The 21,082-nt window shown below is 68.2% G+C and carries 22 protein-coding genes; 21 read left to right on the forward strand and 1 reads right to left on the reverse strand.

Translation table 11 applies throughout. The features are described 5' to 3' along the window. Nucleotides 1-13: 13 nt before the first annotated feature. From NF20_RS15285 to nuoN, 21 genes are all read left to right on the forward strand, one after another. Nucleotides 14-625 carry a TetR/AcrR family transcriptional regulator gene (locus NF20_RS15285; RefSeq protein ID WP_003874829.1) on the forward strand — a complete coding sequence of 204 codons (612 nt, stop codon included), beginning with the start codon at nt 14-16 and terminating at the stop codon, nt 623-625. Nucleotides 626-635: 10 nt separating this feature from the next. Next, nucleotides 636-1,874, forward strand: coding sequence for an acyl-CoA dehydrogenase family protein (locus NF20_RS15290; protein ID WP_033710538.1), 1,239 nt, complete (start codon nt 636-638; stop codon nt 1,872-1,874). Nucleotides 1,875-1,905: 31 nt separating this feature from the next. Then, a complete protein-coding gene (locus tag NF20_RS15295) occupies nt 1,906-2,871 on the forward strand; it encodes a phosphotransferase family protein (RefSeq protein WP_081759538.1) in 966 nt (321 codons plus the stop codon). Beyond that, a complete protein-coding gene (locus NF20_RS15300) occupies nt 2,871-3,209 on the forward strand; it encodes a DUF6285 domain-containing protein (RefSeq protein WP_033710537.1) in 339 nt (112 codons plus the stop codon). Before NF20_RS15295 ends, NF20_RS15300 begins: the two co-directional genes overlap by 1 nt. Before the next feature lie 27 nt (nt 3,210-3,236). After that, nucleotides 3,237-3,623, forward strand: coding sequence for a nuclear transport factor 2 family protein (locus NF20_RS15305; protein WP_003874825.1), 387 nt, complete (start codon nt 3,237-3,239; stop codon nt 3,621-3,623). A 37-nt stretch (nt 3,624-3,660) separates the two neighbouring features. Further along, nucleotides 3,661-4,197, forward strand: coding sequence for a YceI family protein (locus tag NF20_RS15310; RefSeq protein ID WP_033710536.1), 537 nt, complete (start codon nt 3,661-3,663; stop codon nt 4,195-4,197). Between the two features lie 61 nt (nt 4,198-4,258). Continuing rightward, nucleotides 4,259-4,672: a response regulator transcription factor gene (locus NF20_RS15315; protein ID WP_003874823.1), complete on the forward strand. Its 414-nt coding sequence runs from the start codon at nt 4,259-4,261 to the stop codon at nt 4,670-4,672. A gap of 241 nt (nt 4,673-4,913) precedes the next feature. After that, nucleotides 4,914-5,291: an NADH-quinone oxidoreductase subunit A gene (locus NF20_RS15320; RefSeq protein WP_004571437.1), complete on the forward strand. Its 378-nt coding sequence runs from the start codon at nt 4,914-4,916 to the stop codon at nt 5,289-5,291. A 25-nt stretch (nt 5,292-5,316) separates the two neighbouring features. Further along, on the forward strand, nt 5,317-5,871 hold the full coding sequence (locus NF20_RS15325) for a NuoB/complex I 20 kDa subunit family protein (protein WP_003874821.1): 555 nt from the start codon (nt 5,317-5,319) through the stop codon (nt 5,869-5,871). Beyond that, the gene (locus tag NF20_RS15330) at nt 5,868-6,575 is read left to right on the forward strand and encodes an NADH-quinone oxidoreductase subunit C (protein ID WP_033710534.1); all 708 of its coding nucleotides are present in this window, start codon (nt 5,868-5,870) and stop codon (nt 6,573-6,575) included. The genes NF20_RS15325 and NF20_RS15330 overlap by 4 nt, the downstream gene beginning before the upstream one ends. Next, complete coding sequence (gene nuoD, locus NF20_RS15335; protein ID WP_003874819.1) at nt 6,575-7,900, forward strand: NADH dehydrogenase (quinone) subunit D; 1,326 nt, start codon at nt 6,575-6,577, stop codon at nt 7,898-7,900. Before NF20_RS15330 ends, nuoD begins: the two co-directional genes overlap by 1 nt. After that, nucleotides 7,897-8,655: an NADH-quinone oxidoreductase subunit NuoE gene (gene nuoE / locus NF20_RS15340; RefSeq protein ID WP_011725832.1), complete on the forward strand. Its 759-nt coding sequence runs from the start codon at nt 7,897-7,899 to the stop codon at nt 8,653-8,655. Before nuoD ends, nuoE begins: the two co-directional genes overlap by 4 nt. Beyond that, nucleotides 8,652-10,013, forward strand: a complete 1,362-nt coding sequence (gene nuoF, locus NF20_RS15345; RefSeq protein WP_009978486.1) for an NADH-quinone oxidoreductase subunit NuoF — start codon at nt 8,652-8,654, stop codon at nt 10,011-10,013. The genes nuoE and nuoF overlap by 4 nt, the downstream gene beginning before the upstream one ends. After that, nucleotides 10,010-12,421, forward strand: a complete 2,412-nt coding sequence (locus NF20_RS15350; RefSeq protein WP_033710533.1) for an NADH-quinone oxidoreductase subunit G — start codon at nt 10,010-10,012, stop codon at nt 12,419-12,421. Before nuoF ends, NF20_RS15350 begins: the two co-directional genes overlap by 4 nt. Nucleotides 12,422-12,429: 8 nt before the next feature. Next, a complete protein-coding gene (gene nuoH / locus NF20_RS15355) occupies nt 12,430-13,692 on the forward strand; it encodes an NADH-quinone oxidoreductase subunit NuoH (protein WP_033710550.1) in 1,263 nt (420 codons plus the stop codon). Beyond that, nucleotides 13,685-14,230, forward strand: coding sequence for an NADH-quinone oxidoreductase subunit NuoI (gene nuoI, locus NF20_RS15360; protein WP_033710532.1), 546 nt, complete (start codon nt 13,685-13,687; stop codon nt 14,228-14,230). Before nuoH ends, nuoI begins: the two co-directional genes overlap by 8 nt. 32 nt (nt 14,231-14,262) lie before the next feature. Next, the gene (locus NF20_RS15365; RefSeq protein ID WP_085978469.1) at nt 14,263-15,051 is read left to right on the forward strand and encodes an NADH-quinone oxidoreductase subunit J; all 789 of its coding nucleotides are present in this window, start codon (nt 14,263-14,265) and stop codon (nt 15,049-15,051) included. Further along, nucleotides 15,048-15,347, forward strand: a complete 300-nt coding sequence (gene nuoK, locus NF20_RS15370) for an NADH-quinone oxidoreductase subunit NuoK (RefSeq protein WP_003874812.1) — start codon at nt 15,048-15,050, stop codon at nt 15,345-15,347. The genes NF20_RS15365 and nuoK overlap by 4 nt, the downstream gene beginning before the upstream one ends. Before the next feature lie 10 nt (nt 15,348-15,357). Next, entirely contained in the window at nt 15,358-17,244 is a 1,887-nt protein-coding gene (gene nuoL / locus NF20_RS15375; protein ID WP_033710531.1) for an NADH-quinone oxidoreductase subunit L, read from the forward strand. Then, nucleotides 17,241-18,809, forward strand: coding sequence for an NADH-quinone oxidoreductase subunit M (locus NF20_RS15380; RefSeq protein ID WP_170945461.1), 1,569 nt, complete (start codon nt 17,241-17,243; stop codon nt 18,807-18,809). The genes nuoL and NF20_RS15380 overlap by 4 nt, the downstream gene beginning before the upstream one ends. Continuing rightward, complete coding sequence (gene nuoN, locus NF20_RS15385) at nt 18,809-20,389, forward strand: NADH-quinone oxidoreductase subunit NuoN (RefSeq protein ID WP_033710528.1); 1,581 nt, start codon at nt 18,809-18,811, stop codon at nt 20,387-20,389. The genes NF20_RS15380 and nuoN overlap by 1 nt, the downstream gene beginning before the upstream one ends. Here the strand turns inward: nuoN and NF20_RS15390 are convergent. Beyond that, nucleotides 20,316-21,008: a TetR/AcrR family transcriptional regulator gene (locus tag NF20_RS15390; protein WP_033710527.1), complete on the reverse strand. Its 693-nt coding sequence runs from the start codon at nt 21,006-21,008 to the stop codon at nt 20,316-20,318. The genes nuoN and NF20_RS15390 overlap by 74 nt on opposite strands. Nucleotides 21,009-21,082 lie beyond the last annotated feature (74 nt).

The raw sequence follows: 21,082 nt of genomic DNA on the forward strand, positions 1-21,082 counted from the left end.
AGCGGGGTCCCTGATGCCTGCCGAACTGCTGACCGCCAAGGGCCGCCAGACCAGGCAGGCCATCGAGCAGGCCGCCCGCAAGCTGTTCGCCGAGCGGGGTTTTCACGGCACCACGCTGGCCGACATCACGTCGGCGGCCGGGAAATCCCCGGCGGTGTTCTACCGGTATTTCGCCGACAAGGAAGACCTGCTGGCCGCGCTCGCGGAGTCCTTCCTGCACGAGGTGGTCACGCCCTCGGGGCTCAGCGTCCACCTGCCGGACTCCCCCGACGACGACGCGTTCTTCACCGCGGTGGTCACCGGTTACTGGAACATGTTCAAGCAGAACATCGGCATCATGATCGCGGTGGCCCAGCTGGCCGCCACCCAGCAGCGGTTCGCGGCGGTGCAGAACGAATTCCGGCGCTTCGGCATCGATCTGGTGGCGGCGTCGGTGCGCCGCGCCCAGGAGCAGGGTTACGGCGCCGAGCTGCACCCCCAGCACACCGCGGCGGCCATCGCGCTGCTGTTCGAGAACTTCACCACCGTGTTCGTCGGCCCGTCCGGTCTGGGCATCGAGATCAGCGACGAGGACGCCATCGCCACCCTGTCGACGATCTGGAAGAAAACTCTCTACGGCGTGTAAGGAGACAGCTGTGGATTTCACCCTGCCCGAACACCTTCCGGGCGTGCTCGCCGAGATGGACGCGTTCATCGAGAACGAGATCAAACCGCTGGAGCGCGAGCACATCCAGTATTTCGACCAGCGCCGCGAGCATGCCCGCACCGATTGGGACAACGACGGGATCCCCACCCGCGAATGGGAGGACCTGCTGGCCGAGATGCGCCGGCGGGCCGACCGGGCGGGCTGGCTGCGGTACGGATTGCCCGCGTCGCTGGGGGGTCGCGACGGCAGCAACGTCGACATGGCGGTCATTCGGGAACACCTGGCGCACAAGGGTCTTGGCCTGCACAACGACCTGCAGAACGAGTCGTCGATCGTCGGGAACTTCCCGCAGGTGATCATGATGGAGCGGTTCGGCACCGACGAACAGCGCCGGGAGTGGTCGCAGGCGCTGATCACCGGGGAACGTTCCATGGCGTTCGGCCTGACCGAGCCGCAGCACGGCTCGGACGCCACCTGGCTTCAGACCCGCGCCGAACGCGACGGTGACGGCTGGGTGATAAACGGCGCCAAGCGATTCAACACCGGCGTGCACCGCGCCACCCACGACCTGATCTTCGCCCGCACCTCCGGTGAGCCCGGGACCGCGGTGGGCATCACCGCGTTCCTGGTGCCGACCGACGCGCCCGGATTCACGGTGCCCTACTACTGGTGGACGTTCAACATGCCCACCGACCACGGCGAGGTCGAGCTGACCGATGTCCGGGTGCCCGCCGACGCGGTGCTCGGTGAGGTGGATCGCGGACTCGAAGTCGCGCAAACCTTCCTGCACGAGAACAGGATTCGGCAAGCGGCCAGCAGCCTGGGTGCCGCCCAGTACTGCATCGACCGGGCCGCCGAATACGCCGGCAGCCGAACGGTGTTCGGCAAACCGCTGTCGGTCAACCAGGCCGTGCAATGGCCGCTGGCCGAACTGCAGACCGAAGCCCAGATGGTGCGGCTGCTCGTGCAGTACGCGGCCTGGCACCTGGACCGCGACCACCACATGGAGGTATCCGACAAGGTGTCGATGGCCAACTACCGGGCCAACCGGCTGGTCTGCGACGCCGCCGACCGGGCCATGCAGATCTTCGGCGGCCTCGGCTACAGCCGGCACGAACCGTTCGAGCACATCTACCGCCATCACCGCCGCTACCGGATCACCGAGGGCGCCGAGGAGATCCAGATCCGCCGGGTGGCGCAGCGGCTGTTCAAATTCGGCAAGAAGTGATGGACAGCGACGCGGCCGAACTGCGCCCAAACTGGAAGGGGTGCTGGCCACCGCGCTCGGCGCCGGCACAGCCGTCGAGCAGCTGCGCACGCTGACCGGCGGGGCCAGCAGAACCACCTGGGCGTTCGACGCCGTCACCGGCGGGCGGCGCCGCCCGCTGATCCTGCGCACCGGCCCGCCCGACGACGTGCACGCCGGCATGGAGCTCGAAGCCCAGGCGCAAGCCGCCGCCGCGGCCGCCGGCGCCCCGGTCCCCCACATCCTGGTCGCCGACAATTCGCCTGCCGCACTGGGCAATCCGTTCCTGATCTGCGACGAGATCAAGGGCGAGACCATCGCGCGGCGCATCCAGCGCCGGCTCGACGCCGCCGACGGCCACGCGGCCCGGGTCCACCTGCTCGGGCAATGCGCGCACGCGGTGGCCGCCATCCACCGAGCCGAGATAGACCGGATCCAGGACCCGGGCCTGAGGCGCCAAGACCAACTCGCCGAATGGCGGCAACGCCTCGACGACATGGGCGACACCACCGCCACCTTCGAATGGGCGTTTCGCTGGCTGGCCGCCCGCCGGCCCCGTGCGGCGCCGGCGGTGTTGGTGCACGGCGACTTCCGGATGGGCAATCTCATCGTCGACGGCGCCCAGCTTGCCGCGGTGCTGGATTGGGAGCTGGTGCATGTCGGCCAGGCGTATGAGGACCTGGCCTGGTTCTGCATCCGCGCCTGGCGATTCGGCGCCCCGGCCGGCCTCGGCGCCGGCGGCCTGGGCAGCATCGAGAGCTTCCTGCGTGCCTACGAGCAGGCCAGCGCGACGACCGTGGACAGGGCGGCGTTCCACTGGTGGCTGGTGCTGGCCACGCTGCGCTGGGGGGTGATCTGCCGCTACCAGGCGGAGCGGCACCTGAGCGGCCTGCACCGCTCGGTCGAGCTGGCCACCATCGGCCGGCGCGTCTGCGAGACCGAGTGGGATCTACTCAACCTGCTCGAAGGGGCCGCCTGATGATCGGGCCCTATGGCCGCCCGCTGGCCGCCGAACTCGTCGCCGCCGTGGCCGAATTCCTGGAGACCGACGTGCGCGCGGCGACCGAGGGGCAGGTCAACTTCCACGCCCGGGTGGCCGCCAACGCGTTGCGCATCGTCGAGCGCGAACTGCTCGACGAGAGCGAAGCGGAATCGCGTGCCGCCCTGGCCGCCTTGGGTTTCGCCGAGGAGGAGCAGCTCGCCGCCGCGATACGCACCGGGGAGATGGACGGGCGGGCCGAAGACGTCATCGCCTGCCTGCGCACGCTGGTGCGACGCCGGTTGGCCGTCGCCCATCCCGGCTACGACAACGAATAGCAAACAGATCGGAGGGGAGCGGGTGCCATGACCGCCAGCGGTGCGAAAACCGTCGTCGACACGGCCGACCGGCTGTTCGCCGCCATCGAGCGCGGTGACGTGACCGCGGTCGCGGCGATGTGGAGCGACGACATCGCGGTGTGGCGGGTCGGCTCCCGCCGCGACGACGACAAGGCCCGCGCCGTGCGGGTGATCGACTGGTTCATCGGCGCGACCGCCCGGCGCCGCTACCAGATCCTGGACCGGCAGCTGTTCGACGGCGGCTTCGTCCAGCAGCACGTCTTGCACGCCACCGGGCATGGCGGGCAAGCGATCTCGCTGCGGGTGTGCATCGTGATCAGGGTGGGCGCGCACGGCATGATCGAGCGCATCGACGAATACTTCGATCCTGCCGGGATCGCGCCGCTGATGTGATAGGCGCTAGATTCGCCACGACAGTTGGGGGTGATCGATGACGACCTTGGAGACACTGCTGCACGATCCGGAGATGGCCGGCGTGTGGAACCTGGTGCCGGACCGCTCGGCCATCACTTTCAGGATCAAAAACATGTGGGGGCTGCTGACCGTCCGGGGCCGCTTCACCGACTTCACCGGTGACGGCCAACTGACCGGCAAGGGAGCGGTTTTCGGGCGCGTCGACATCCGGGCCGCATCGCTGGACACCGGGATCGGCCGCCGCGACCAGCACCTGCGCTCGCCCGACTTCTTCGACGTCGAACGCTTCGAGAAGATCAACGTGGTGGTCACCGGGCTGCAGCCGACCAAGGGCAAAAACGCCGACCTGCGCACCGACTTCACCGTCAAGGGCGTCAGCGCACAACTGCCGCTGCCCGTCACGATCCTCGAGCTCGACGACGGCTCGATCCGGATCACCGGCGAAACCACGCTCGATCGCGCCCGATTCGACCTGGGCTGGAACCGGTTCGGCATGATCGGCCGCACCGCGACGGCCGCGGCCGACGTCATCTTCGTCCGAGATTCGCAATAGATTCGCAATAGATTTGCGGGCACCCCGATAAACCCACTGCGGCACCAGTAGCATCTGCAGCGTGTCGGACTCCACGCCCCAATCCAGCGTCGCCCTGCGGATCCTCGTCTACAGCAGCAACGCCCAGACCCGGGAACGGGTGATGCGGGCACTGGGCAGGCACCTGCATCCCGACCTGCCCGAGCTGAGCTACGTGGAGGTGGCCACCGGCCCGATGGTGGTCAAGACGATGGACCAGGGCGGCATCGACCTGGCCATCCTGGACGGCGAGGCCACCCCCACCGGGGGCATGGGAATCGCCAAACAGCTCAAGGACGAACTCGACACCTGCCCACCGCTGGTGGTGCTGACCGGGCGGCCCGACGATGCCTGGCTGGCGTCCTGGTCGCGCGCTGAAGCCGCGGTGCCGCATCCCATCGACCCCATCCTGCTCGGCCGCACGGTGCTGAACCTGTTGCGCACCCCGGTTCGCTGACCGGATCCACGCGTCCTCGTTGCCGCCGGGGCAATCGCCCGGCCGCAGTCCCCTGACTTTGCGCTGGACAGCGCGAGCACGGCGGCGTCAATACTGCAAAACGCCCACCCCGGGCAAGCGCGCCGCGCGCCGCGACGCTATGTTGAAGATCACTGTGACGGTCCCGAAACCGGGTTCGTCACAGCAGCCCGGTTACCGCCTGGCCGCTGCAGGCGGCTCGCACGACGGATCATGGAGCGAGTTGAACGTCTACATACCCATCCTGGTGCTGGGGGCGATCGCCACCGCCTTTGCCGTGGGCTCGGTGGTGATCGCGAGCCTGGCCGGCCCGTCACGTTTCAACAAGTCGAAGATGGCGGCCTACGAGTGCGGCATCGAGCCCACCGAAACCTCGGTGAGCGGCCCGCGCGCCACGGCCGGACAGCGGTTTCCGGTGAAGTACTACCTGACCGCGATGCTGTTCATCGTCTTCGACATCGAAATCGTGTTCCTGTACCCGTGGGCGGTCAGCTACGACGCGCTGGGCACCTTTGCGCTGATCGAGATGGTGGTCTTCATGCTCACGGTTTTCGTGGCCTACGCCTACGTGTGGCGCCGCGGCGGCCTGACGTGGGACTGAGGGCCGAGAGGGGATTGAGGTAAGCGTGGGTCTTGAGGAACAGCTGCCCGGCGGGATCCTGTTGTCGACGGTCGAGAAGGTCGCCGGCTACGTCCGCAAGAACTCGCTGTGGCCGGCGACGTTCGGGTTGGCCTGCTGTGCCATCGAGATGATGGCAACCGCCGGGCCAAGATTCGACATCGCGCGGTTCGGCATGGAGCGGTTCTCGGCCACTCCCCGCCAGGCCGACCTGATGATCGTCGCCGGTCGGGTGAGCCAGAAGATGGCCCCGGTGCTGCGCCAGATCTACGACCAGATGGCCGAGCCGAAATGGGTGCTGGCCATGGGGGTGTGCGCGTCATCCGGCGGGATGTTCAACAACTACGCGATCGTGCAGGGCGTCGACCACGTCGTCCCGGTGGACATCTACCTGCCCGGCTGCCCCCCGCGCCCGGAGATGCTGTTGTACGCAATCCTCAAGCTGCACGAGAAGATTCAACAGATGCCGCTGGGCGTCAACCGGGAAACCGCCATCGCCGAAGCCGAGCAGGCGGCGCTGTCGGCCCGGCCCACCATCGAGATGCGCGGACTGCTGCGATGAGCTCGCCCGACCAGGACCCCCGCGAGGCGATAGCCCAGGGCGACGACGAGGTGATCGACGTTCGTCGCGGCATGTTCGGGGCCGCCGGCACCGGCGACACGTCCGGCTACGGGCGGCTGGTGCGCACGGTCACCCTGCCTGGCAGCAGCCCGCGACCCTACGGCAGCTACTTCGACCACGTCGTCGACACGTTGACCGAGTCGTTGCAGAGCAACGGCATCGAATTCCACCAGGCGATCGAGAAGGTCGTGGTGTACCGCGACGAGCTCACCCTGCACGTCGACCGGGCGGCACTGCCGCACGTGGCCCAGCACCTTCGCGACGACCCGCGGCTGCGTTTCGAGATGTGCCTGGGCGTCAGCGGCGTGCACTACCCGCACGAGACGGGTCGCGAACTGCACGCCGTCTATCCGCTGCAATCCATCACGCACAACCGCCGCGTCCGCCTGGAAGTGGCTGTGCCCGACGAGGATCCGCACATCCCGTCGCTGTACCGGATCTATCCGACCACCGACTGGCACGAGCGCGAGACCTACGACTTCTTCGGCATCATCTTCGACGGGCACCCGTCGCTGACCCGCATCGAGATGCCGGACGACTGGCACGGGCATCCGCAGCGCAAGGACTACCCGCTCGGCGGGATCCCGGTCGAATACAAAGGCGCACAGATACCCCCGCCCGACGAGCGGAGAGCGTACAACTGATGAGCACCACCACCGAATCGACGCACGACGGCGCCGGCGAGACCCTCGTGGTCGCGGGCGGCCAGGACTGGGACAAGGTCGTCGAGGCTGCCCGCAGCGCCGACCCCGGCGAACGCATCGTCGTCAACATGGGACCCCAGCACCCGTCCACCCACGGGGTGCTGCGGCTGATCCTGGAGATCGAGGGCGAAACGGTCACCGAGGCGCGTTGCGGAATCGGCTACCTGCACACCGGCATCGAAAAGAACCTCGAATACCGGTACTGGACCCAGGGTGTCACGTTCGTGACCCGAATGGATTACCTCTCACCGTTTTTCAACGAGACCGCCTACTGCCTGGGCGTGGAGAAGCTGCTCGGCATCACCGACCAGATACCGGAGCGGGTCAACGTCATCCGGGTGATGATGATGGAGCTCAACCGGATCTCCTCGCATCTGGTGGCGCTGGCCACCGGCGGCATGGAGCTGGGCGCGATGACACCGATGTTCGTCGGCTTCCGCGGCCGCGAAATCGTGCTCACCCTGTTCGAGTCGATCACCGGGCTGCGGATGAACAGCGCCTACATCCGGCCCGGCGGCGTGGCCCAGGACCTGCCGCCGAATGCGAAAACCGAAATCGCCCAGGCGCTCGACCAGTTGCGCCAACCGCTGCGCGAAATGGGCGACCTGCTCAACGAGAACGCCATCTGGAAGGCCCGCACCCAGGACATCGGCTACCTGGACCTGACCGGCTGCATGGCGCTGGGCATCACGGGGCCGATCCTTCGCGCCACCGGGCTGCCGCACGATCTGCGCAAGAGCGAACCGTACTGCGGTTATGAAAACTACGAATTCGACGTGATCACCGCCGACACGTGTGATGCTTACGGGCGCTACATGATTCGCGTCAAGGAGATGTGGGAGTCGATCAAGATCGTCGAGCAATGTCTGGACAAGTTGCAGCCGGGCCCCATCATGGTCGAGAACGGAAAGATCGCCTGGCCCGCCGATTTGAAGGTCGGCCCGGACGGCCTGGGTAACTCGCCGGAGCACATCGCCAAGATCATGGGCGGCTCGATGGAGGCCCTGATCCACCACTTCAAGCTGGTCACCGAGGGCATCCGGGTCCCGCCGGGCCAGGTGTACACGGCGGTCGAATCGCCGCGCGGCGAGCTCGGCGTGCACATGGTCAGCGACGGCGGCACCCGCCCCTACCGGGTGCACTACCGCGACCCGTCGTTCACCAATCTGCAGTCCGTCGCCGCGATGTGCGAGGGCGGCATGGTCGCCGACCTGATCACCGCGGTCGCCAGCATCGACCCGGTGATGGGCGGGGTGGACCGATGACCGGCCCACAGGGGCAGCCGGTGTTCCTCCGGCTCGGCCCGCCGCCCGACGAGCCCAACGCGTTCGTGGTCGAGGGCGCGCCCACGTCCTACCCGCCCGAGGTGCGGGCCCGGCTCGAGGTCGACGCCAAGGAGATCATGGGCCGCTACCCCGACAAACGCTCGGCGCTGCTGCCGCTGCTGCACCTGGTCCAGTCGCAGGACTCCTACCTGACCCCGGCGGGGCTGGAGTTCTGCGGCGAGCAGCTGGGTTTGACCGGGGCCGAGGTGTCGGCGGTGGCCAGCTTCTACACCATGTACCGGCGTGGGCCGACCGGTGACTACCTCGTCGGGGTGTGCACAAACACGTTGTGCGCCATCATGGGTGGCGACGCCATCTTCGATGCGCTGAAGGAACATCTGGGCATCGGCAACGACGAGACCACGCCCGACGGGTCGGTCACGCTTCAACACATCGAATGCAACGCGGCCTGCGACTACGCGCCGGTGGTGATGGTCAACTGGGAGTTCTTCGACAATCAGACACCCGAGTCGGCGCGCGAACTCGTCGACTCGCTGCGCGCCGGTAAGCCCCGGCACCCCACCCGCGGCGCGCCGCTGTGCGTCTTCCGGGAGACCTCGCGCATCCTGGCCGGGCTGCCCGACGAGCGCCCCGACCAGGGGCAGGGCGGCGCCGGCGCGGCGACCCTGGCCGGGCTGAAGGTCGCCAAGGAACACGGCATGCAGGCACCGTACCCGCCGGAAGGCCAGCAATGACAACGACTTCGGAGACTTCGGAGGCCTCCGGGGCCCCGCAGGCGACGCCGCTGACGCCGGTGATCAGCCGCTTCTGGGACGATCCCGAGTCGTGGACGCTGCAGACGTACCACCGGCACGGCGGGTACGCGGCGATGAAGAAGGCGCTGGCGATGGAGCCCGACGCGGTCATCGGGATGGTCAAGGACTCCGGGCTGCGCGGGCGCGGCGGCGCGGGCTTCTCGACCGGCACCAAGTGGTCGTTCATCCCGCAGGGCGACACCGGCGCGGCCGCCAAGCCGCACTACCTGGTGGTCAACGCCGACGAGTCGGAACCCGGTACGTGCAAAGACATTCCGTTGATGCTGGCCACCCCGCACGTCCTGATCGAGGGGGTGATCATCGCGGCGTATGCGATCCGGGCCAACCACGCGTTCATCTATGTGCGCGGCGAGGTGCTGCCGGTGCTGCGCCGGCTGCAGAACGCCGTCGCCGAGGCCTACGCCGCCGGCTATCTGGGCCGCGACATCGACGGCTCGGGCTTCGATCTGGAGCTGGTGGTGCACGCCGGCGCCGGCGCCTACATCTGCGGCGAGGAGACCGCGCTGCTGGACTCGCTGGAGGGCCGCCGCGGCCAGCCCCGGCTACGGCCGCCGTTCCCGGCGGTGGCCGGGCTGTACGGCTGCCCCACGGTGATCAACAACGTCGAGACCATCGCCAGCGTGCCGTCCATCATCGGCAACGGCGTGGACTGGTTCCGCTCGATGGGCAGCGAGAAATCGCCGGGTTTCACGCTGTATTCGCTGTCCGGCCACGTCACCCGGCCCGGCCAGTACGAGGCGCCGCTGGGAATCACGTTGCGCGAGTTGCTCGATTACGCCGGCGGGGTGCGGGCCGGGCACCGGCTCAAGTTCTGGACCCCCGGCGGCTCGTCGACCCCGCTGCTGACCGACGAACACCTCGACGTGCCACTGGATTACGAGGGCGTGGGCGGGGTCGGCTCGATGCTGGGCACCAAGGCGCTGGAGATCTTCGACGAGACCACCTGCGTGGTGCGTGCGGTGCGCCGCTGGACCTACTTCTACAAGCACGAGTCGTGCGGCAAGTGCACGCCGTGCCGCGAGGGCACGTTCTGGCTCGACCAGATCTACGAACGGCTGGAGACCGGTAAGGGCACGGCCGAGGACATCGACAAGCTGCTGGACATCTCCGACACCATCCTGGGAAAGTCGTTCTGCGCGTTGGGCGATGGCGCCGCCAGCCCGGTGATGTCGTCGATCAAGTACTTCCGCGACGAGTACGTCGCCCACGTCGAGAACGGCAGATGCCCGTTCGACCCGCGAGACTCCATGCTGACACCGAACGGGAGCGACTCGTGACCCAAACTGCGGACACCGAAGGCCGCGTGACCCAGCCGGAGATGGTGACGCTGAGCATCGACGGCAACGAGATCAGCGTCCCCAAGGGGACTCTGGTGATCCGCGCGGCCGAGTTGATGGGCATCCAGATCCCCCGGTTCTGCGACCACCCGCTGCTGGAGCCGGTCGGGGCGTGCCGGCAGTGCCTGGTCGAGGTCGAGGGGCAGCGCAAGCCGATGGCCTCGTGCACCACGGTCGCGACCGACGACATGGTGGTGCGCACCCAGCTCACCTCCGAGGCCGCCGACAAGGCCCAGCACGGCGTGATGGAGCTGCTGCTGATCAACCATCCGCTGGACTGCCCGATGTGCGACAAGGGCGGCGAATGCCCGCTGCAGAACCAGGCAATGTCCAACGGCCGCAGCGATTCTCGCTTCACCGACGTCAAGCGCACCTTCGCCAAGCCGATCAACATCTCCGCGCAGGTGCTGCTGGACCGGGAGCGCTGCATCCTGTGCGCCCGCTGCACCCGGTTCTCCGAGCAGATCGCCGGCGACCCGTTCATCGACATGCAGGAGCGCGGCGCGCTGCAGCAGGTCGGCATCTACGCCAACGAACCGTTCGACTCCTACTTCTCGGGCAACACCGTGCAGATCTGCCCGGTGGGGGCGCTCACCGGCACCGCCTACCGGTTCCGGGCCCGCCCCTTCGACCTGGTGTCCAGCCCCAGCGTCTGCGAGCACTGCGCGTCCGGGTGCGCCCAGCGCACCGACCACCGCCGCGGCAAGGTGCTGCGCCGACTGGCCGGCGACGACCCGGAGGTCAACGAGGAGTGGAACTGCGACAAGGGCCGGTGGGCGTTCAGCTACGCCACCCAGCCCGACGTGATCACCACTCCCCTGGTCCGCGACGCCGACGGTTCGCTGCAACCGGCCTCCTGGTCGCACGCGATCGCCGCCGCGACCCGGGGGTTGGAATCCGCGCTGGGCAACACCGGGGTGCTGGTCGGCGGTCGGGCCACCTGGGAGGACGCCTACGCGTACTCGAAATTCGCCCGAATCGTGTTGGGCAGCAACGACATCGACTTTCGGGCCCGGCCGAGCTCGGCCGAGGAGACCGACTTTCTGGCCGCCCGGATCGCCGGCCGGCCGATCACCGTCAGCTACTCCGACCTGGAGTCCGCACCGGTGGTGCTGCTGGCCGGGTTCGAGCCCGAAGACGAGTCGCCGATCGTGTTCCTGCGGCTGCGCAAGGCGGCCCGCAAGCACGGGGTGCCGGTGTACGCGGTGGCGCCGTTCGCCACCCGCTCGCTGACCAAGGTGTCGGGTCGGCTGATCAAAACCGCGCCCGGCGCCGAGGCCTCGGCGTTGGACCGGCTGGCCACCGGCGAAGTGGGTGACCTGCTGTCCACCCCGGGCGCGGTCATCATGGTCGGCGAACGGCTGGCCACGGCGCCGGGCGGACTGTCCGCCGCCGCCCGGCTGGCCGACACCACCGGCGCCCGGCTGGTCTGGGTTCCGCGGCGCGCCGGCGATCGCGGCGCCCTGGAGGCCGGGGCGCTGCCCGGGCTGCTGCCGGGCGGCCGGCCCGTCGCTGACGACGACGCCCGCGCGCAGATCGCGTCGGCCTGGAACGTGTCCGAATTGCCTTGCGGCCCTGGGCGTGACGTGCAGGAGATGCTGGCTGCCGCCGCCGACGGCACGCTGGGCGCACTGCTGGTCGGCGGTGTGGACCCGGACGACTTCGCCGATCCGCAGGCGGTGCTGGCGGCGCTGGACGGGGTGGGCTTCGTGGTCAGCCTGGAGCTGCGGCACAGCGCCGTCACGCAGCGCGCCGACGTGGTGTTCCCGGTCGCGCCGACCACCCAGAAGGCGGGCGCCTTCGTCAACTGGGAGGGCCGGTTCCGCCCGTTCCAGGCCGCGCTGCGCGGCAGCATGACGCAGGCCGGCCAATCCGATCACCAGGTGCTCGACACTTTGGCCGACGAGCTGGGCGTCTACCTGGGGACGGCGACCGTCGAGGAGATCCGCACCGAATACGCCGCGCTGCCCTACTGGGAGGGCAAACGCGCGGCCGGCCCGGACGTCGCGGCCGCCGAGCCGACGCCGCCCGGGGCGGGTGAAGCGGTGCTGACCGGTTGGCGGATGCTGCTGGACAACGGTCGCATGCAAGACGGCGAACCGCATCTGGCCGGCACGGCGCGCAAGCCCGTGCTGCGGCTGTCGGCCGACACCGCCGCCGAGATCGGCGCCGCCGACGGCGATGCGGTCACCGTGAGCACGCCGCGCGGATCGATCAGCCTGCCGCTGGTGATCACCGACATGCCCGACCGGGTGGTGTGGCTGCCGCTGAACTCCTCCGGCTCGGCGGTGCACCGCCAGCTCGGCGTCACCGTCGGCGCCACGGTGCGGATTGGAGTTGGCTCGTGACGACCCCACTGACCGCCTTCGGGCACGACCCCTGGTGGCTGGTGCTGGGCAAGGCGCTGGCCATCTTCGTGTTCCTCATGCTCAACGTGCTTGTTGCGATCCTGCTCGAACGCAAGATCCTCGGCTGGATGCAGCTGCGGCCCGGCCCCAACCGGGTGGGCCCGTGGGGTGTGCTGCAGAGCCTGGCCGACGGAATCAAGTTGGCGCTCAAGGAAACCATCACCCCGGGCGGTGTCGACAAATTCGTCTACTTCGCGGCGCCGGTCATCTCGACCATCCCCGCCTTCACCGCGTTCGCGTTCATCCCGTTCGGCCCGGTGGTGTCGGTGTTCGGCCACCGCACCCCGCTTCAGCTCACCGACCTGCCGGTCGCGGTGCTGTTCATCCTGGGCCTGTCGGCGATCGGGGTGTACGGAATCGTGTTGGGCGGCTGGGCATCCGGCTCCACCTACCCGCTGCTGGGCGGGGTGCGCTCCACCGCGCAGGTGATCTCCTACGAGGTGGCGATGGGATTGTCGTTCGCGGCGGTGTTCCTCTACGCCGGCTCCATGTCCACCTCGCAGATCGTGGCCGCCCAGGACCGGGTCTGGTTCGTGTTCCTGCTGCTGCCGTCGTTCGTGATCTACCTGATCTCGATGGTCGGTGAAACCAACCGGGCGCCTTTCGATTTGCCCGAGGCCGAGGGCGAGCTGGTGGCCGGGTTCCACACCGAGTACTCGTCGCTGAAGTTCGCAATGTTCATGCTGGCCGAGTACGTCAACATGATGACGGTGTCGTCACTGGCCACCGCGTTGTTCTTCGGCGGCTGGCATGCGCCGTGGCCGCTGAACATGTGGGCGGGCGCCAACACCGGCTGGTGGCCGGTGCTGTGGTTCACCGCGAAGATGTGGACCTTCCTGTTCATCTACTTCTGGCTGCGGGCCAGCCTGCCGCGGCTGCGCTACGACCAGTTCATGGGGCTGGGCTGGAAGCTGCTGATCCCCGCCTCGTTGGTGTGGGTGCTGATCGCGGCGGTGATCCGCACGCTGCAGAACCAGGGGTACGCGCACTGGACGCCGATCCTGGTGATCTCCAGCATCGTGTTCGCCGCCGCGCTGGTGCTCTCGCTGCGAAAACCGTTCACCACGCCGCATATTCGCGCGCTGCGGCGGCAGCTGCGCCGCCAGGCCAAGCAGCTGCCCACCGCGCCGGATTCCACCCCGGTATTCCCGACACCGCCGCTGCCGGCGAAAGCGCTGACGGCCGCGAGTAAGGAGAAAGCACGTGGCTAAATTCTTGGACGCGGTCGCCGGATTCGGCGTGACGTTCGCGTCGATGTTCAAAAAGCATGTGACCGAGGAGTATCCGGAGAAGCCGGGCCCGGTCGCGCCGCGCTACCACGGCCGTCACCAGCTCAACCGTTACCCCGACGGGCTGGAGAAGTGCATCGGCTGCGAGCTGTGCGCGTGGGCCTGCCCGGCCGACGCGATCTACGTCGAGGGCGCCGACAACACCGAGGAACTGCGGTATTCGCCCGGGGAACGCTACGGCCGGGTGTACCAGATCAACTACCTGCGCTGCATCGGCTGCGGGCTGTGCGTCGAGGCCTGCCCGACCCGGGCGCTGACGATGACCAACGACTACGAGATGGCCGACGACAACCGCGCCGACCTGATCTACGAGAAGGACCGGCTGCTGGCCCCGCTGCTGCCCGAGATGACCGCGCCGCCGCATCCCCGCGCCCCCGGCGCCACCGATAAGGACTACTACCTGGGCAATGTCACCGCGCACGGGCTGCGGGAGGCCCAGCGGGCCGGGGACCCGCGGTGAGTGCCTTCGCCGGCCACGCCGTCGCCGCCACGCTGGCCTCCAGCTATTCCCAGGACACCATCGTCCGCACATCCACCGGCGAGGCAGTGACGTTCTGGGTGCTGGGCGCGCTGGCCGTGATCGGTGCGCTCGGGGTGGTGCTGGCCGTCAACGCCGTCTACTCGGCCATGTTCCTGGCCATGACGATGATCATCCTGGCGGTGTTCTACATGATCCAGGACGCGCTGTTTTTGGGCGTCGTCCAGGTCGTGGTCTACACCGGCGCGGTGATGATGCTGTTCCTGTTCGTGCTGATGCTCATCGGCGTCGACTCGGCCGAATCGCTCAAGGAGACGCTGCGCGGCCAGCGCGTCGCCGCGGTGGCCGCCGGTGTCGGGTTCGGCATCCTGCTCATCGCCGCGGTCGGCAACGTGGCCAGCGGCGGGTTCGCCGGGCTGACCACCGCCAACGCCAACGGCAACGTGGAAGGGCTTGCCGCCCTGATCTTTTCCCGCTACCTGTGGGCCTTCGAGCTGACCAGCGCGCTGCTGATCACCGCGGCCGTCGGGGCCATGGTGCTGGCGCACCGGGAGCGTTTCGAGCGCCGCAAGACCCAGCGCGAACTGTCCCAGGAGCGTTTCCGGGCCGGCGGGCACCCCACCCCGCTGCCCAACCCCGGTGTCTACGCCCGCCACAACGCCGTCGACGTGGCCGCCCTGTTGCCGGACGGCTCGTATTCGAAGCTGTCGGTGTCGCCCATCCTGCAAAGCCGCGGCGGCGATGGCAAGGACGTCGCCGCACCGGAGCCCAGCCCCAGTTTGTCGCAAGGCGGTGCGTCGTGAATCCCATCAACTACCTGTATCTCTCGGCGCTGCTGTTCACCATCGGGGCGGCCGGTGTGTTGTTGCGCCGCAACGCCATCGTGATGTTCATGTGCGTCGAGCTGATGCTCAACGCGGTCAACCTGGCGTTCGTCACGTTCGCCCGGATGCACGGCCACCTGGACGGGCAGATGATCGCGTTCTTCACGATGGTGGTCGCCGCCTGCGAGGTGGTCATCGGCCTGGCCATCATCATGACCATTTTCCGTACCCGCAAATCGGCGTCCGTCGACGACGCGAACCTACTCAAAGGCTGAGCACGCCAACATGACTCACTACACTCCGCTGCTGGTGGCGCTGCCGCTGGCGGGTGCCGCGATCCTGTTGTTCGGCGGGCGACGCACCGACCGGTGGGGGCATTGGCTGGGTTGCGCCACCGCCGTGGCGGCGTTCGTGGTCGGCGTCGGCCTGCTGGATGAGTTGCTCGGCCGTCCCGCCGACCAGCGCGCCATCCACGAAAGGGTGTTCAGCTGGATCCCGGTCGGCCAACTGCAGGTGGACCTGGGGTTGCAGATCGACCAGCTGTCGGTGTGTTTCGTGTTGCTGATCACCGGAGTGGGGTCGCTGATCCACATCTACTCGGTGGCCTACATGGCCGAAGATGCCGACCGCCGAAGGTTTTTCGGTTACCTCAACCTGTTCCTGGCGTCCATGCTGCTGCTGGTGATCGCCGACAACTACGTGGTGCTCTACGTCGGCTGGGAGGGTGTGGGCCTAGCGTCCTACCTGCTGATCGGGTTCTGGTACCACAAGCCGACGGCGGCCACCGCGGCCAAGAAGGCGTTCGTGATGAACCGGGTCGGCGACGCCGGGCTGGCATTGGGAATGTTCTTGATGTTCAGCACTTTCGGGACGCTGTCCTACGCCGGGGTGTTCGCGGGGGCGCCGGCGGCCGGTCGGGGCGCGCTGACCGCGATGGGTCTGCTGTTGCTGCTGGGGGCCTGCGCCAAATCCGCGCAGGTGCCGCTGCAGGCCTGGCTGGGCGACGCCATGGAGGGCCCCACCCCGGTGTCCGCGCTGATCCACGCCGCCACCATGGTGACCGCGGGCGTGTACCTGATCGTGCGGTCCAACCCGCTGTACAACCTGTCGCCGGATGCGCAACTGGCGGTGGTGATCGTGGGTGCGGTCACCTTGCTGCTGGGTGCTTTCATCGGCTGCGCCAAGGACGACATCAAACGTGCGCTGGCGGCATCGACCATGAGCCAGATCGGCTACATGGTGCTGGCCGCCGGGTTGGGCCCGGCCGGCTACGCGTTCGCGATCATGCATCTGCTGACCCACGGGTTCTTCAAGGCCGGCCTGTTCCTCGGCTCCGGCGCGGTGATCCACGCGATGCACGAGGAGCAGGACATGCGGCGCTACGGCGGGCTGCGGGCCGCGCTGCCGGTCACGTTCGTCACCTTCGGGTTGGGCTACCTGGCCATCATCGGGGTGCCGCCGTTCGCGGGCTTCTTCTCCAAGGACGCCATCATCGAGGCCGCGCTGGCCGCCGGCGGCGTCCGCGGGTACCTGCTCGGCGGGGCGGCGCTGCTGGGCGCCGGCGTCACCGCGTTCTACATGACCCGGGTGATGCTGATGACCTTCTTCGGCGAAAAGCGTTGGGCCCCAGGCAGCCATCCGCACGAGGCGCCGGGGCTGATGACCTGGCCCATGATCCTGCTGGCCGTCGGGTCGGTGTTCTCCGGCGGACTGTTCGCGGTGGGCGGCACGCTGCAGCGCTGGCTGGAGCCGGTGGTCGGCAGGCACGAAGAGGTGACTCACGCCGTCCCGGTGTGGATCAGCACCGCGCTGGCGCTGGGCGTCGTGGCCATCGGCATCGCGGTGGCCTACCGGCTCTACGCCACCGCGGCCATCCCCAGGGTGGCGCCGTTGTCGGTGTCGCCGCTGACCACGGCGGTCCGTAACGACTTCTACGGCGATGCCTTCAACGAGGAGGTGTTCATGCGCCCCGGCGCGCAACTGACCCACGCGCTCGTCGAGGTCGACGACGCGGGCGTCGACGGCTCGGTCAACGCACTGGCGGCGTTGGTGAGCGCGACGTCGAATCGCTTGCGGGGCCTGCAAACCGGCTTCGCCCGCAACTATGCCCTGTCGATGCTGACCGGCGCGGTACTGGTGATCGCGCTGATCCTGGCGGTGCGGCTGTGGTGAATCACCTGCCCTGGCTGAGCATCCTGTGGCTGGTGCCGCTGGCCGGCTCGGTACTGATCATCCTGATGCCGCCCGGGCTGGGGCAGCTCGCCAAGTGGACCGGCCTGGTGTTCGGGGTGCTGACCCTGGCGGTGGCGATCGTGGTCACCGCCGGCTTCAAAACCGGCGGCGCCCCCTATCAGTTCGTCGAAAAACACCAGTGGATCCCGGCTTTCGGCGCCGGCTACACGCTGGGCGTGGACGGCATCGCGGTGGTGCTGGTGCTGCTGACCGCGGTGCTGATCCCGGTGCTGCAGGTGGCCGGCTGGAACGACGGCGGCGATAGGCAGCGCGGTGTGCACGCCTACGTCGCCCTGACGCTGGCCATCGAGTCGATGGTGCTGGTCTCGGTGATCGCCCTGGACGTGTTGCTGTTCTACGTGTTCTTCGAGGCGATGCTCATCCCGATGTACTTCCTGATCGGCGGCTTCGGCGCCGGATCGGGCAGGTCGCGGGCGGCGGTGAAGTTCTTGCTGTACAACCTGTTCGGCGGGCTCATCATGCTGGCCGCGGTGATCGGGCTGTACGTGGTGACTTCCCAGCACGGGGCCGGCACGTTCGACTTCCGCGACATCGTGGCCGGGGTGGCCTCCGGCCGCTACGGCGCCGACCCGGCGGTGTCCAAGGCGCTGTTCCTCGGCTTCATGTTCGCGTTCGCGATCAAGGCGCCGCTGTGGCCGTTCCACCGCTGGCTGCCCGACGCCGCGGTCGAGGCGACGCCGGCGACCGCGGTGCTGATGATGGCGGTGATGGACAAGGTCGGCACGTTCGGCATGCTGCGCTACTGCCTGCAGCTGTTCCCCGACGCCGCAACGTATTTCCGCCCGCTGATCGTGGTGCTGGCGGTCATCGGGGTGATCTACGGGGCGATCGTCGCCATCGGTCAGGCCGACGTCATGCGCCTGATCGCCTACACCTCGATCTCGCACTTCGGGTTCATCATCCTGGGCATCTTCGTGATGACCAGCCAGGGCCAGAGCGGCTCGACGCTCTACATGCTCAACCACGGCCTGTCCACCGCGGCGGTGTTCCTGATCGCCGGGTTCCTGATATCGCGGCACGGCGGCAGCCGGGCCATCGCCGACTACGGCGGCGTGCAGAAGGTGGCGCCGGTGCTGGCCGGCACCTTCCTGGTGTCGGCCATGGCCACCCTCTCGCTGCCCGGTCTGGCGCCGTTCGTCAGCGAATTCCTGGTCCTGCTGGGCACTTTCAACCGGTATTGGCTGGCAGCCGCGTTCGGGGTCACCGCGCTGGTGCTCTCCGCGGTGTACATGTTGTGGCTCTACCAGCGCATGATGACCGGACCGGTGGCCGGCGGCAACGAGAAGATCGGCGATCTGCGGGCCCGGGAGTTGGTCGTGGTGGCGCCGCTGATCGCGCTGCTGCTGGTGCTCGGCATCTATCCCAAGCCGGTGCTCGACATCATCAACCCCGCCGTCGAGAACACCATGACCACCATCGGTCAGCACGACCCCGCTCCGAGCGTGCCGATGGGCACGCCGCGGACAGCCGAAGGACGGCGATGATGACCCTGCCCACCCCGAGCATCCAGTACTTCCTGCTGTGCCCGACGCTGATCGTGTTCGGCGTCGCCGTGGCCGGTGTTCTGGCGGAAGCGTTCCTGCCCAGGCGGATTCGCTACACCGCCCAGGTGACGCTGGCTCTGGGCGGTCTGGTCGCCGCACTGTTCGCCGTGATCGAGGTGGCCGAGTCCCTCCCGGCCTCCGGGCGGGCCGCGGTGCTGGGCGCCATGGCCATCGACCGCCCGACGCTGTACCTGCAGGGCACCGTGCTGCTGGTCGCGGTGATGGCGGTGATCTTCATCGCCGAACGCACCCAGACCAAGTCGGACAGCAAGGTTGCGGTGGTGGCGGGATCGGGCGGCCTGGACTCGTTCACCCCGCAGGCCTCGGCGGTGCCCGACAGCGACGCCGAGCGGGAGGCCGAGCGCGCCGGCGCGGCCCAGACCGAGCTGTTCCCGCTGGCCATGCTGTCGGTCGGCGGCATGATGGTCTTCCCCGCGTCCAACGATCTGCTGACTATGTTCGTCGCGCTGGAAGTGCTGTCGCTGCCGCTGTATCTGATGTGCGGCCTGGCCCGGCACCGGCGGCTGCTGTCGCATGAAGCGGCCATGAAATACTTTCTGCTGGGCGCCTTTTCGTCCGCGTTCTTCCTCTACGGTGTGGCGCTGCTCTACGGTGCGACCGGCACCCTGCTGCTGACCGGTATCCGCGACGCGCTCATCACCCGCGGTGACACCTCGCTGGCCTTGGTGGGCGTCGCGCTGCTGTCGGTCGGACTGCTGTTCAAGGTCGGCGCCGTCCCGTTCCACTCCTGGATACCCGACGTGTATCAGGGTGCGCCCACGCCGATCACCGGGTTCATGGCGGCGGCCACCAAGGTCGCGGCTTTCGGTGCCTTGCTGCGGGTGGTCTACGTCGCGCTGCCGCCGCTGCACGATCAGTGGCGTCCGGTGCTGTGGACCATCTCGATCCTGACCATGGCGGTGGGCACCATCACCGCGGTGAATCAGAGCGACGTCAAACGGATGCTGGCGTATTCGTCGGTCGCCCACGTCGGGTTCATCCTGACCGGGGTGATCGCCGACAACCACACCGGCCTGTCGGCCACCCTGTTCTACCTGTTGGCCTACAGCTTCTCCACCGTCGGCGCGTTCGCCATCGTCGGCCTGATCCGCGACGCCGACGGGGTCGAGGACGCCACCCTGTCGCACTGGGCGGGGCTGGGTCAGCGCTCTCCCATTGTGGGCGTGATGTTTTCGATGTTCTTGCTGGCGTTCGCCGGGATCCCGTTGACCAGTGGCTTCGTCAGCAAGCTGGCCGTGTTCAAGGCCGCCGCCCAGGGCGGCGCCGTGCCCCTGGTGATCGTCGGTGTGGTCGCCAGCGGGGTCGCCGCCTACTTCTACGTGCGGGTGATCGTGTCGATGTTCTTCACCGAGGCGACCGAGGACACCCCGCATGTGGTGGCGCCGGGCATCTTGAGCAAGGCCGCGATCGCGGTGTGCGCCGCGGTCACCGTGGCGCTGGGCGTCTTCCCGCAGCCGCTGCTCGACCTGGCCGACCAGGCGGCCCAGCTGCTGCACTGAGTCGGCCGGCGAGGTCGTCGCGGGCAGACTTGGCCTGCTCGGGCGTCAACAACGGATTCGAATAGATGTCGACCAGGATGGCCGCGACCCGCAGATCGCCCTGCTCTGTGCTGATGTCCACGCCCAGGCCGCGCGAGATGTGTTGCCGCAGCAGCGGTATGGCAAGAGCCATCGCGGTGATGAGGGTGGCGCGCGACTTGGCGTCGACATCGGCGGGCTCGGCGCGATGTTCATCGGCCGAGGTAAGCCATTCCTCGGTCATCGACACCAGCGCGTCGAACAACTCACCGGCGCCGCCCTCAACCAGGGCGCGGGTGATGTAGTCCTGGTATTGGCCGAGGCGAATACGGGCTGAAACGTAGTGCACGTCACCGCGTTTGGCGTTGTCCTGCACCTGGGCGTTGAGGTCGCGCATGGTTTTGACGAGGTAGTCGTCGCAGGCTTGACGAAGCTCCTGCTTGGAGCCGAAGTGGTGCCGCAGCAGCCCGGACGACACCCCTGCCGCCGCGGCGATGCTGCGGATGGTCGCCCCTTCGTAGCCCTTTTCGCCGAACTCGCGCAGCGCCGCGTGCCTGATGCGGGCGCGGGCGGTGAGATCGTCGGGATCTGTCGTGGTCATTGCGTCAGACTACACGATTGGACAATAACCTACACAAATGTATAGTCGAGGCAAACCGGAGTTCAGGGAGGCAC

It is taken from the genome of Mycobacterium sp. MAC_080597_8934 (assembly GCF_000523975.1).
Classification (GTDB): Bacteria; Actinomycetota; Actinomycetes; order Mycobacteriales; family Mycobacteriaceae; genus Mycobacterium; species Mycobacterium avium.